Source organism: Bacillus rhizoplanae, from assembly GCF_917563915.1.
Classification (GTDB): domain Bacteria; phylum Bacillota; class Bacilli; order Bacillales; family Bacillaceae_G; genus Bacillus_A; species Bacillus_A rhizoplanae.
On record NZ_CAKJTI010000003.1, the window covers coordinates 318,854 to 332,090 of the forward strand.

The following is a 13,237-nucleotide window of genomic DNA, read 5'->3' on the forward strand; positions in this document are numbered from 1 at the left end:
AATAAATAATAGGAAGTGGCATATTTGAGCTGGCACCAATTATGGAAGAAAGATTTTTCAATTTTAATCATTGCAATTTTGATTGTTCCGATAGCTGGAGAACTGAATTTTCATCCATTTAATGATACATTTCGTGTTAGCTTTGGAACACCAATTTTTTTCTTTTTATTATTATTTTTAAGGAAAATTCCAGCTGCTTTAGCAGGTTTACTTGTTGGTGCGGCTGTTGTAACATTTCGCATGGGTCTTGACTGGATGTTGCAAGGTTCTTTTCATTTTTCAACCTCCTTTTCTATGCGTTACCCAGTCTTTTTTTACTATTTCGTTTATGGAAGTCTTTTTTCACTATGTAAAGTAAACAGATTTCACCAAAAACCATTTATCATTGGATGTTTTGGGATAACGATTGAAATTATCTCGAGTATGTCAGAACTTGCTTTCTATCACGTTTTTGTGCTTGGCACGATGATTACAGTTTCAGAATTCAATAAAATTATTATCATTGCTATTTTTCGGAGCTTTTTTGCTCTCGGTTTTTTAAATATGATGAATTTATATGAAACAAAATTAAAAGAAGCTCAGGTTCGGAAAGAAAATGAAAAGATGTTTATGCATCTTTCTAATTTGTATGTGGAATCTGTTCATTTAAAGAAAACGCTGCAAAATGCAGAAATGATCACACAAGAAGCATATCAACTATATCGGAACTTACAACAGAAAAAAGTAGGATACACTGAAAATGATATAGAAGCGTATAGTAAAAAGGCGCTGAAAATTGCAGGGGAAGTACACGAAATAAAAAAAGATAATCAAAGAATTTTTGCAGGGTTATCCAAACTTCTTTTAGATAAAAATCTTTCAGAATATATAAATGGAAATGAACTAATAGAAATGATTATAAGAATTAACGAGAAGTATGCGCAGTTATTAGAGAAAGAAATATCATTTTCTAAACGTTTAGAAGGGCAGCATACGCAGTATCATGTATACACTGTTTTGTCGATTTTAAATAATTTAGTTGCCAATGCTGTAGAAGCAATTGATAGTAATGGTACCATTATGATTCATGTAAAGAAGAGAGATGCGTTCGTCATATTTGAAGTGATGGATGATGGTCCGGGAATCCCAATGAAATATAAGGAGCTAGTGTTTAAGCCTGGTTTTACCTCGAAGTATGATCAAACAGGAACGCCATCAACAGGAATTGGACTGTCTTATATAAAAGAAATGGTGACGGAACTCGGGGGAGAGGTTATACTACAAGACGGAGACAATGAAAGAGGCTGCAAGTTTATTGTGAGACTGCCGGAGTCTAGTTTGACTAAGGAAGGGTGAGGAGATGTTTTATTACATCGTAGATGATGACGAAGTATTTCGTTCTATGCTATCACAAATCATTGAAGATGAAGACCTTGGAGAAATAGTAGGAGAAGCAGAAGATGGTGCTCTCATAGAAGGAGATCAGTTGAATTTTAAAAAAGTAGATATATTATTTATTGACTTATTAATGCCCCTTCGAGATGGGATTGAAACTGTTCGAAGCATTGCCCCGTCATTTGCAGGAAAAGTGATTATGATCTCTCAAGTAGAATCGAAGCAATTAATTGGTGAAGCCTATTCTCTTGGTGTTGAATATTATATTACAAAACCTCTTAATAAACTTGAGGTTTTGTCAGTTGTACAAAAAGTGATAGAGCGTATTCGTTTAGAACGATCCATTCAAGATATTCAAAAGTCACTAAATAATGTATTTCAGTGGGAGAAGCCTGGGTTACGAAGTGAACCACAGTTAGAAGAGAAAAAAATTATTGATTCGGGTCAATATTTATTATCGGAACTCGGAATTGCCGGAGAGAACGGAAGTAAAGATTTACTGAGTATGCTAGAGTATTTATTCGGGCAAGAAAAGAAAGAAACCTTCGAGTATGGATTCCCAGCATTAAAAGATATTTTTCAACATATTACTGTTAAAAAATTAGGAGAAACGGCTTCGGAAGCGGAGGTTGATAAAGAAAGAAAAGCTTCTGAACAACGAGTACGCCGAGCGATTTATCAATCGTTAAATCATTTGGCTTCTCTCGGTTTAACAGATTTTTCAAATCCGAAGTTTGAAAGCTATGCCCCGAAATTTTTCGATTTTACAATTGTACGAAAACGTATGTCGGAATTGACAAAAGATGAACTAGCCTCATCTGGACATACGAGAATTAATACGAAGAAATTTATTCAAGTGTTATATTTTGAAACGAAGCGGTTGACCGAAGTAGACTAAGTGAATACTGTTCTGAGAAAGAATGCTGAAAGAAAAGATGTTTGCTTGTTTGTAGCAAACATCTTTGTGTATACATAATGATTATATAGAGCTAATTGTCGCTTTTAAATAAAGTCACGGTGTTTATAAAAAAGATGCGATGTTTTGCCCCTTTGAATCTGTTTATCTAAAGGGGGGTATTTATAGTGAAAAGTGAAAAGAAGATCGGAACTGAAAGGCGGATTAAGGAACTGTTGAGTAGCAATAAAGTTACTCCACTAAAGGTCCATATTCTGGAATAACGGGTAACCCCAAGATACCTGTAACTTTTACATTTAAACTTTAGCGGAAATAATAAAATCCTTTTTGGTTAAGCCTTAGAGGACATTAGAATCTTTAATTCCTGGTGTTAATGTCCTCTATCTTGATAACGCTCATTTAGGTCTGTACGACATTCTGTTCAGGTCCCAGTTGATTCGGATTTTGAGAAAAACGGTAGTATGTAACTCGTTTTTTGTTATTAGCTTGATGGGCATGGGGTTTACCCTCTTACAGAGTTAGAAGACAACTCGGACATCTCTGTTACTGTGGTTGCTGACCATCGTACTGCTTTTTCTTCATTCTTGTGCCCAGTATGATGAGGGCGACATAGATTACGATGGCAATCGAATCTATAAGCGTATTCGTAAGCCCCGATACGTCAAGCAATGCCGTTACACCAAGAATAACCATCAGTCGGACGATCAGGATCGCCGCAATCAACCATGCGGCAAACCGGATCTTTGATCGCTCGGTTTGGAATGACATGAAAATGAAAGCGATGCCGAAGACCAGATTTTCCGCCGTGATGATGTGCCAGACATACGTGAATACTGTCCGGGTACCCACGGATATCGCCTCAATGTTGAGCGTCGGTAGCACAGCGTATTGCCCGTTCCATGCGTGCGTGACGGCAAACAGCATCGCAAGGACGCCTGCAATCAGATAATAAAAATTTCTAACCTTGATGTTCACCACAACCTTCCTTGGAAATTCCCGGTTTCTTCTTTCTCTTTTTTGTTTACTCCTTTATTATTTTTAATTTATTTCCTTAAATTGATTTTATTCACTTTAATGCAGAAAGAACGTTACTTTAAATAAAGTGGCTCATTTCCGTGACCTTGTCATTTTATGCCACAAACGGGCGCTTTAATGGAGGAAAGATCACAGAAATGATCAAACTTTTTTATAATAGAATGATTCAATTGAGTATATTAAGAGCGTGTATTGATCAATCTTTTTTTCAAAACATGCTCTTTCTTTTTGTTCGTTTATCAAGGTTTTTAGTATCAATTTGATCAAACATTATTCAAATGCTACAGATCAAACTTTATTTTAAAGACACATTAAAGAGTATAATATTTGTAAAATTTGAGCTATTCAAACGATTAATGTTATAGGGTATAGTATGTAAGCAGACGATACCAGCATCAATCATATAGTAATGCTTGCTAAACTCGTGATAGGAGTGAAAAGTATGACAAGTAGAATCGAAAGTATTAGATTAAAAGTAAGGACGAATCTGGAGTCCACCTTTCATTTTTGGAAAGAATGGATCCGTAAACATCCATCGGTTTTACGATATTATACCATTTTCTCTTGGATTTCTTTGATTGCTTTTGTTCTCAGTTTAATCTTCATGGAAGACTCACGAAAAATATTCGTTCAGTTTTTTTGGTCGTTTTACGTGATTTTACAATTTTGGTTACTCTGTCGCAGTAAAACGTTGTCTTGGAAACAGTATACCTATTTCTTTCTGGCAGGAGCATGGCTGATCGTGCCGCTGAATTCAGTTTTAGTTGCTTCGATTACCGTGGTTTTCGGCGGCGAGGCTTCTAATGTATGGAGCCAAGCTGTTTTAACACCCATTGCGGAAGAAATGTTGAAATTGATCCCACTTGGTGTCTATCTTTTTTTGTCACGACGTGCCTCATCCTTAAGTTTATCCGATTATGCCCTTATTGGAGCGGCATCGGGAGCCGGTTTTCAATTTTTAGAGGAAACAACCCGCCGTTTAATATCTGGAGATCATTATGGAGTTTCCTTTCTTGCAGGCAAAGTGCTTCATTGGGACTTGTTCACATTGTTTCCGGGGTATTTTGAGGAAAGTTTTTTGCCTGATAAAATGTCCGCTGGGCATTCGTTGCTCACCGCAATGGTTGCATTGGGAATCGGGTTAGCTGTGAGATATAAAAATCGCTTTAAGAATTATACCTACATTTTTCCCGTTTTCCTATTGATATGGTCCATTTTAGATCATGCCATTTGGAATGCGGATTATAATGCTCCGAAATGGCTGGCGGGAATTCATGATTTGTTTGGAAGCGGTTATGCTTCAAAACCAGTATTCTTACTGATGCTAGTTGTTGCTTTACTCATTGATTATTGGGAATTGAATCGAGTACGGGAGCATATTCCGAAACTTGAAGATGAAAAAAACATTAATCCTGTAACCGAATTGTGGAACCTGATCAAATCTCTAATAAAGGATAGACGGCGATTTGGCAATTTACTGTATTTTTATCGTGAACGAAGAGACCTTGGTTTTACAATGATACATGGAAATACAGAAGCAAAGAATCGTTTACCTGTATTAATGACAAGCGTTCAGAAGTATTATCAAGCGGTAACTCTAATTGCAGCAATAGTCTTATTGTTTGCACTTGTTCTAGTCAATTGGGAAAGTTCATATGGCAGCCAGGAAGCTTGTTTTGCCTGTTTATTTGACAGTCTGCAAAACTGGTGGAACGGACTATCTGGATGGGAGAAGGGAATAATTATTGCTGGGGCATTTGCCGTATCGGTCCCTTTTCTTGGGGTTTGGACTGCTATTGGAGCTGTTTCAGCCGGGGTTGGCTTTGCAGCCAGTGGTCATCAAACAGCAGATATGATACGGAATCCCAGAAAATTACTTACACCTGAATATGCAGCTGCAACTATCTTTACTCTGGGGTTAAGTCGTTTTCCATTCGGTAAGATTGCTGCAGCAAAAGTATTAAAAACTGCAAAAGGATTTACAAGGCATGAAATTACGACTACAGGAGGGCTAACTTATCGAACAATACATGGAAGTAACGGTGAACTACGATCTGTTTTCGCGAAAATCGAACGGCGTCATATTAAAACGGGGACAGATACAAATAAAGCTTCCAGAGAATTTGTAAGAAAACTTGGAAAAAATAATAAAGACGATGCCGGTCACGGAATTGGTTCCAGACTAGGTGGTCTTGGATCAAAGAACTCAGGAAATATTTTTCCACAAAACCTGTCCGTTAACAGAGGGAGATTCAGCCAATTTGAAGGAATGATTGCAGAAGAAGTTAAAGCCGGTAAAACTGTTTTTGTTCGTGTCGTACCAAAATATGCTGCCGGTTCAGAAAGACCGTATGAAGTTCTATATCAAGTAAGAATCAATGGGGAAACGATCTCGAGGATTTTTCCAAACCCATAAATTAAACGAATTTGAACGTTTTGAAGAAGGGACAGCTTTTTTTACAATCAAAATTATTAATTTTAGTGGACGATAAGGTAAGATAAACTGTTTTTAAAATACTGAAACGGGAGATGAAAGGAAATGGAGTCTAGTTATTTATTAAAGATGGATCAGTCCAATCAGCAACAAAACGAAAGCGATCTATCGTTTATTGGAGGTCATCCTTGCATACCTTCTTCAATAGAGATTCCTGTTTGTCGATTATGCGGTGCTGAGCAAACGTTCTTTTTTCAAGTAGCATTTCCAGAAAATCATATTTGGCATGATTTCTCAATGGCTGTGTTTGCGTGTACTTCTTGTGCTCATGAAGAGTATCTTATCCCGGAAATGCTTCACGACACTTTACTAGGCGTCGATGTCCCAAAAGGCTTTCTGGAATCTTATCAACGGAACTTTAAAATCATTATTTTTGAAACAAATGAAGGAAGTTTGAGAAACGATTACAAAGAGAAAGTTCAATTTAGACGATGGAATCTTACACTTACTTCTGAAACTGATCGTAGTGAAAATAAAATAGGGGGACAACCGAACTGGTTACTGGACGATGAAACACCCACTACCTACAATTCTACTGTAGCGATGTATTTTTTGATGCAACTAATGGAAGATTTAAAATTTGATATCGTACCGGATGCTCCTCCGCAGATCAGAATAGGCTTAAGAGGAAAACCAGAGCCTTCGAAACATCGTTATTACGAACTTTTCCTCGCTAACAATTTATATTTTTTTGGTACGAAAGACCGTTCAGAACCGCTCGTTTATATTCTTACACAGATTTAAAGGAAAATAACAAAAAAGTCAATTTAAGTAGATGGATATATATGTGAAATATTGTATTTCAATTCTGAAGCTTTAGATTCATGGCATGGATTTGGCGCGCGGGGAGGCTAGCCAGCTTGTTATGTTGGGGTTAATAGGTCAATATGGTGAACGGCGGCTTTCCGCCCAACACAAGAAAAGATCAAACTTAAAAATACTGAAACGGCCTAATTTTCGCCAGAGAAAAAAGTGGAATGACGCATGTAACTTTGAAATAGAATCACGATGTTTTTAAAAAAGACGCGAAGTTTTGAATAAAGTTGCGATGCTTTATCTCTTCAATCAAAGAATTCTAAATTGTCCTATTAAAAAAATGTTTTAGACTATAGAAAAAAGTATTAGACTGTTAAAAAATAGTTGTAGACTGAAAAGGTGTTTTCTGTACATGAAAGCACCTTTTGTTAACATAAAATCAAAGTATCGCAAAACCTTTAAAAATCCCTTCAGAAGAACTGAAGGGATTTTCCATTCACATAATTAGTGTTATCGGTAGTTAAGTATCTGATCTTTAAGGAATTCAACAGATTAATTAGACTTTTGTTTCAAACATCGCTGGAATATTAATTTCTTTTACACAAGAAGCCTTAGAAAGATTAATTACACATCTAACCAATAAAACAATATCTTGGAGTGGAATTTGTGTGCCATTATAAGTCGATATAACTTTTTCTATACCGTCTTCATAAGGAATTTGTGTAGCTATTTCACCTGGATTGATACATGTTACACCTATGCCATACTTCTTTAGATGCTCCCGTAAAGAATTGCCGATACCGCGCAATCCAAATTTTGAAGCCACAAATGAAACTTGCGTAAAATCAGTATTTTCTAGACCAGCTGTTGAACCTATCAGCAAAATTTTCCTATTTTCTGATTTTTTTAGATTAGGCAACAACCTTTGTATACAAGTAATTGTGGAGATTACATTAACATTGATAATTTCTGTAATTTCCTGGGAATCATCTTTCTCAAAATTATAATCATCTCTAAATCCATTTCTCTCCCATATTCCGACATTATATATTAATACATCTATGATATCGTCATTTAAAAAACGAGCAATGTTATCGCATGAAGTAGGTAATGATAAGTCAGCATCTATCCAAATTCTATGGATTCCATCATTAATTTTCAAACTCTCTGGGCGACTTCTGGAGACGATCCACACCTTATCGCCTCTATCAGGTAATCCTTTCACAAAAGCATCTCCTAATCCTTTGCTTGCTCCAAATATAATAAAATTTCTCATGATTTCCTCCTTTATTAGAATTATATTTAATTCTGTTTCACATAAGTTAAACTGTCTGTAAAATACAATGTTGTGTATCATATTCATGTGAGATTTACATAACATATCATTACACGTAGTAAACAAAGAGGCTAATCCCATTTTTTACAAGGATTAAGCCTTTTTCTCTTTTGAGAGCTTTATACAAAAATGTATACATACCTTTTTTATTAAGAATGATTTATCTGAATTGTCCATACTTTCCGTATAAAAATCGCATATCCTCTATTTGGTCTAATACTTTATTTTAATACAACCCATTCACCATTCATGACATATAAGGGTGAATCTAAATCTTTCTTTTATGAGTTAAGGTGAAGAAAGGAAGAAGAATATGATTGTATCAATAAAGTTCAGTCTAATACATTTTTTAAATGGAACATAAATGAGGTTTGATCAAACTTTTTTATAAAACTGAAAGATTATTTAAAAAAGAAAGGATTCATTTTGACTAAACTATATCCAAAATGAATCCTTTTAATTTGCTATAAAATACGTGTTTATAAGATGCTTTTAATTAAACTTTATTTCAAAGCTACACTAATAAAGTCGTTTAATTTTCAGCTGAAAAAGTCAGAGCCTTCCTACAATTTTTTATCCCGCATTAACGGGCAGTAAGACCCCCACTTCAAGGCTCAAAGAAAAGCGAAGAAGATAGGTGGGGGATAACTGCCCGTAAAAGTCCGATTGGTTCAACTAACCATCAGTGGGGGATGAAGAGAACCCCCGCTGATGGAAGTTTCATTTTATGTAGCAAGGCTCTTTAAAGTTAGCCCCCTAAAAGAAAATATGAATTTTTGGTTTTGGTTCTACTCAAGAAGGACTAACAGCTCAAATAGATAGATTAATAAACTATTTTAAAAATCTAGGTTTTTATTCTCCATTTTATTTAAAATAATTTTTTTAAGTTGTGTTGGATTGTCAGAGCGAATAGCTATTTGTGAATATTCTTTTTGAATTCCCATGAATAGTGTTGCTCTTACAGGTTTTTTCATCTTTAAAATCATGTCTGGATAAACTTTTACAAGGTCTCGCGCAATAAAATCAATCGTATCTTTCGATAACTTACTTTCTAGAATTGCAGGATCTTCGATAATACACTCAATATTTTCAAATTGAATTTCTGTACGCTTTAATAATCCAAGAGAGAGAAACATAGATCCGTTGTTTATATAAATTGGATTTAATCGAATAGCTTGAATATCCGCTAAGAAAAAAATCACAGTATAAATATTAAGAACTAATAAGATGATCGAGATAATCATCGATTTATCATGAAGCCACCAATGGAAACCTAATGTTTCAATAACAATTGCATGAATCATCATAATTTGAAATGCTATGTAACTTGAGCTTTTATACAATGTTATACCTGTAAGCGGTGTCTTTTTCCAGCTGAAGAAAGCATAATAAAACATCATCGCCTCTGAACAAATCACATGAATAATTGGATTTTTCTTTACATATTCATCAATTGCATGTGGGAAAGAAAAAACTACCGGTAATGCGCTCATTTTCACTTTTCTCACGATTTTTGGCATGTAACGAACAAATGTAACAATTAATATAATTTCAAAGATGATTAACGCAGCTTCTACTACAATTCCAGCCCAAGTAATAGCTACAAAGGGTTCTAAAAGATGATTAGGAATTAGAAATCTAGCTAGTATACATCCTGCCGCTGATAAAATAATCGCTGTTTTTACAGAAAACTTCTTGCTATACAACATAAAGAATAAAGGCAGCATAATAACTAGGTCTAATAATGACCCTAATACTACCCCATTCGTTTCCGGTGGGAGAAGATTATTCCCTATGTGAGTGTGATAGAGAATATAATTACTACATAAAATAGCGAAAAACAATAATAACCAAATATACTTTCCTCTTTTAATCACATACATAAATTATTCCCCTTTTACAATCGTATTTAATTTTTCAAGTATACGGACCAAATGTTTCAAGTCTTCTAAGGGTAGCTGTCCATAAATAGTGCGATTGATTTCATCTTCAAGCATTTGCAATTCTTCGAAATACCGCTCGCCCTTCGTCGTCAATTTTAATATGATTTCACGACGATTTTCTTTATTAATATTACGGGTAATGTATTCTTTTGTTTCTAATTTATTTAGAAGTTGACTAACTGCACTCGTTGAAATATTCAATTGGGTAGCTAAATCCTTAGTTGACGTGACACCTGTCCGGATTAGCTCTAATAATAAAACTTGCTTAGCTGTAAGTTGATTATCAATTTTATGCTCGAATCTACTTGCTAATTGAACGTTTAAATGATTTTGTAAACTGTTAATTTGTTGAATAAGATCAATTTCCACACTTAACACCTCACTTAATAATTAAGTTAACTTAACTATAAAGTAAACTAAGTTAAAAGTACATAGAATAAATATTAAAACTCTGAATATTTCAACATCAATCGTATGATAATTAAAAAAGCCGACACTAATAAAATTTTAGTGTCGGCTTTCACTTTTAAAGAAGTTTATTATTTAGTTACAATGATAATTCCCCTTACTGTTTAATATACGCCCATTTATAACTGTAAACTCCAGCAAAAGGTCGAATACAAACATCTTTCACAAATGGTCGTTCCAGATACACAAGTCCAGCCTGATAAATAGGAGCAATAGCTGTATCATCTTCTATGAGAATTTTTTCGGCATCTTGGAATGCCTTCCAGCGAGCTGGTAAATCTGTTAGCAGGGAAGAACCGGCATTATGGATAAGCTCATCGTATTTTGGGTTGGAATAGTTCATTCGGTTAAATGAGCTCCCTGTTATAAACATGTCTAAGAATGTCATTGGATCTGGATAATCAGCTCCCCATCCAGAAAGAGAAATCTCGTAATCGCCTTTAGATTCGCGATCTAAATATACTTTAACAGGAAGTTGCGTTAATGTAATGTTTAGTCCCGGTAAATTCTTTTCTAGCTCTCCTTTTAAAAATTCGGTAATCTTTTTATCATTCGAATCATCAGTACTTAAAATTTCTAATGTTATAGTTTGGGTACCTAATTCCTTTTTAGCAAGTTCCCATAATTTTTTTGCTTCTGCAACATTTGTCTCTAGTTTTACATTACTTGTACTGCGAAAATCTTTGTTATCAGGTCCTTTTACAAATCCCTGTGGAATGAGTGCATTGGCTGGGATAGAACCATTGTTTAAAATTGTATTGGCAACCCCTTTTTTATCAAAAGCTAAGCTAATGGCTTTTCGTGCATTTTTATTTGCAAGAACTTGATTTTCTTGATTGAAACGTAAGAAAGTTGTCGTTGGTCGTGCTAATTTTTTTAAGCTATCACTATCTTTATATTTATCTACGAATTCAGCATTAATAGTTACCCGATCTACTTGTTTTGCTTCAAATAGATTGACAGCTGTTGAAGTATCTTTGACGATATGAGCATTAATTTCTTCTAATTTTACGTTTTTATTATCCCAGTAATTTGGATTTTTCGTCATTTTATAACTTTGTTCATGTTTCCATTCACTTAGTACGAATGGTCCGTTATAGATTGCATTTTTAGCTTCTAATCCGAAATTTTTTCCTTGTGATTCTACGAATTTTTGATTTAAAGGATAAAACGTAGCAAATCCCATTAATCCAAGGAAGTATGGAACGGGGTGCTCAAGCTGAACTTCTAATGTTTTGTTATCGAGTGCTTTTACACCTAATTCATCTAAAGGAAGTTCTTTTTTATTAATTTTTTTTGCATTTTTAATATCGAATAGAATTTGTGCATATTCTGAAGCTGTTTCAGGGTTTATAGCACGCTTCCATGCATACACAAAATCATGAGCTGTTACAGGATCGCCGTTTGACCATTTCGTATCACGTAGTTTAAATGTATAGGTTAATCCATCTTGACTTACTGTATGAGATTCTGCAGCTCCAGGTACCGGTTTTCCCTCAAGACCAGGCATATATAAGCCTTCCATAACGTTATTGAGAGCGCCAAAGGATAAGCCATCAGATGCGATAGAAGAATCTAAAGTTGAAATTTCGCCTGATTCTACAATATTTAAAATTGGTTTTCTTTTTTCTGACGTTTTAGTAGTGGCTGTTTCTGATTTGTTTTGATTACATGCTGATAAGAGCGTAGAAAGTATAAGAATAAGAACAATGGATAGTTTTCGTTTTGGTTGCATTTTTCGTCCTCCTTTTTATTTGTCCACAAGTATAAACTTATATTTCTGAAAATTCAATAAAATAAACTTAAAATTAATAAAAACTCACAGGAATTATATGATATAGTTCGAGCAGAGCAAAAGAAATGAACACGAAATATAGAAACGATTAAAATAAAGAATTACGATATTGTGCTTTAAATATAACTTGAAAATTTCTATAAGTGGTTCTGTCATATCGTCATCGAGTAAATAGAAAATTGTATCCACATCATAAAAAAGCTATTCTTTTGTATAAGTACTTACTAAAAGAATAGCTTTTTTCATAATATAGATTATCGTATTAATGAATTTTAAAAGTTGTCTTTTTACAATGAGTAACCACTTGTTTTGTTGGTTTAAACCTTTGCTTTTTTTCGCAAAATAAACCCACACAACATCTATCTTACACTTACACGAAAGATACCAAGCGTAAATAACAGTCCCTATCTTTCGGATTTGTCACCTGTATTACTGTTTGTCTTTGCGCCACCCGCTTTTTTAACACCTTTGCTTGTATAAGGTTTGGCACTCTTTTTTTTGTTGGCACTGGCTTTCCATCTGTTCCAGCCCTTACTGCCTGTTCCTCTACCTGTTCCACCTTTACCTTTAGCTTTACTCATATAATATAATCACTCCGTTATTATTGTATAGCAAATCTGTTTCCACAGTAGTCAATAAATCTTTGAAATAAAATTTTGGTTTATGACTTTTTCCTTTCCGACAGTTGCTCATAAAAATGAACAGCAGGATATAATAGTATATCATAACATGGACAGTAATGCGCAAAGTCCTCAGGTTTATCCCGCAAATAGAAATCTTTTAAAGTAGAAAAAAGAGTCCTTCGCGGTTAGGACTCTTTTAATTTTTGCTGATAGTAATGTGTTATGTAAAAGGTGTTTAATCTTGAATTCATTTATATTATACAATATTTTTCAGAAAATAGACTTTTGGAAATATTTTTCACAATTTGCTTTTACAAGAATAAAAGAATATTTATAAAGTTAACTATATAAGGATTGTTATATGTATTTGTGTGTGATAAACATTTAAGTATTGTTTTTTAAAAAAATAATATTATGAATTGTTATCTTTTAGTTTTACGTTGTATAAAAAGAAAAAAAGTCCGAGATATGAAAATTTTTATGATTATATTTATAGT

10 protein-coding genes are annotated in these 13,237 nt (G+C 34.2%); 4 read left to right on the plus strand and 6 right to left on the minus strand.

Going from position 1 to position 13,237, the window contains the following annotated elements:
- Window positions 1-24 precede the first annotated feature (24 nt).
- Window positions 25-1,335, plus strand: coding sequence for an ATP-binding protein (locus LRP84_RS05515; RefSeq protein WP_302850570.1), 1,311 nt, complete (start codon window positions 25-27; stop codon window positions 1,333-1,335).
- Window positions 1,336-1,339: 4 nt separating this feature from the next.
- The gene (locus tag LRP84_RS05520) at window positions 1,340-2,272 is read left to right on the plus strand and encodes a response regulator (protein ID WP_230574150.1); all 933 of its coding nucleotides are present in this window, start codon (window positions 1,340-1,342) and stop codon (window positions 2,270-2,272) included.
- Window positions 2,273-2,833: 561 nt separating this feature from the next.
- On the opposite strand, the gene LRP84_RS05525 is transcribed toward LRP84_RS05520, so the two are convergent.
- Window positions 2,834-3,268, minus strand: a complete 435-nt coding sequence (locus LRP84_RS05525; RefSeq protein WP_230574151.1) for a hypothetical protein — start codon at window positions 3,266-3,268, stop codon at window positions 2,834-2,836.
- A gap of 499 nt (window positions 3,269-3,767) precedes the next feature.
- Between LRP84_RS05525 and LRP84_RS05530 the strand changes: the two genes are divergently transcribed.
- Together LRP84_RS05530 and LRP84_RS05535 are read left to right on the plus strand one after the other, a co-directional pair.
- Entirely contained in the window at window positions 3,768-5,741 is a 1,974-nt protein-coding gene (locus tag LRP84_RS05530; RefSeq protein WP_230574152.1) for a PrsW family glutamic-type intramembrane protease, read from the plus strand.
- A gap of 123 nt (window positions 5,742-5,864) precedes the next feature.
- Window positions 5,865-6,563, plus strand: coding sequence for a hypothetical protein (locus LRP84_RS05535; RefSeq protein ID WP_230574153.1), 699 nt, complete (start codon window positions 5,865-5,867; stop codon window positions 6,561-6,563).
- 568 nt (window positions 6,564-7,131) lie between these two features.
- Here the strand turns inward: LRP84_RS05535 and LRP84_RS05540 are convergent.
- The 5 genes from LRP84_RS05540 to LRP84_RS05560 form a co-directional block, all read right to left on the minus strand.
- Window positions 7,132-7,851: an SDR family NAD(P)-dependent oxidoreductase gene (locus LRP84_RS05540; protein ID WP_230574154.1), complete on the minus strand. Its 720-nt coding sequence runs from the start codon at window positions 7,849-7,851 to the stop codon at window positions 7,132-7,134.
- 896 nt (window positions 7,852-8,747) lie between these two features.
- On the minus strand, window positions 8,748-9,794 hold the full coding sequence (locus tag LRP84_RS05545) for a beta-carotene 15,15'-monooxygenase (protein WP_230574155.1): 1,047 nt from the start codon (window positions 9,792-9,794) through the stop codon (window positions 8,748-8,750).
- Window positions 9,795-9,797: 3 nt separating this feature from the next.
- Window positions 9,798-10,223, minus strand: a complete 426-nt coding sequence (locus tag LRP84_RS05550; protein WP_230574156.1) for a MarR family winged helix-turn-helix transcriptional regulator — start codon at window positions 10,221-10,223, stop codon at window positions 9,798-9,800.
- 196 nt (window positions 10,224-10,419) lie between these two features.
- Window positions 10,420-12,057 carry a peptide ABC transporter substrate-binding protein gene (locus LRP84_RS05555; RefSeq protein ID WP_230574157.1) on the minus strand — a complete coding sequence of 546 codons (1,638 nt, stop codon included), beginning with the start codon at window positions 12,055-12,057 and terminating at the stop codon, window positions 10,420-10,422.
- Window positions 12,058-12,521: 464 nt separating this feature from the next.
- Window positions 12,522-12,698 (minus strand): DUF3934 family protein, encoded by a 177-nt coding sequence (locus tag LRP84_RS05560; RefSeq protein ID WP_020060606.1) that lies wholly within the window; start codon window positions 12,696-12,698, stop codon window positions 12,522-12,524.
- Window positions 12,699-13,237 lie beyond the last annotated feature (539 nt).

What these genes read in the sequence shown, in the direction of transcription:
- LRP84_RS05545 (WP_230574155.1), bottom strand. Translation starts at nt 9,794, where the DNA reads ATGTATGTGATTAAAAGAGGAAAGTATATTTGGTTATTATTGTTTTTC.
- LRP84_RS05540 (WP_230574154.1), bottom strand. Translation starts at nt 7,851, where the DNA reads ATGAGAAATTTTATTATATTTGGAGCAAGCAAAGGATTAGGAGATGCT.
- LRP84_RS05530 (WP_230574152.1), top strand. Translation starts at nt 3,768, where the DNA reads ATGACAAGTAGAATCGAAAGTATTAGATTAAAAGTAAGGACGAATCTG.
- LRP84_RS05535 (WP_230574153.1), top strand. Translation starts at nt 5,865, where the DNA reads ATGGAGTCTAGTTATTTATTAAAGATGGATCAGTCCAATCAGCAACAA.
- LRP84_RS05520 (WP_230574150.1), top strand. Translation starts at nt 1,340, where the DNA reads ATGTTTTATTACATCGTAGATGATGACGAAGTATTTCGTTCTATGCTA.
- LRP84_RS05560 (WP_020060606.1), bottom strand. Translation starts at nt 12,698, where the DNA reads ATGAGTAAAGCTAAAGGTAAAGGTGGAACAGGTAGAGGAACAGGCAGT.
- LRP84_RS05555 (WP_230574157.1), bottom strand. Translation starts at nt 12,057, where the DNA reads ATGCAACCAAAACGAAAACTATCCATTGTTCTTATTCTTATACTTTCT.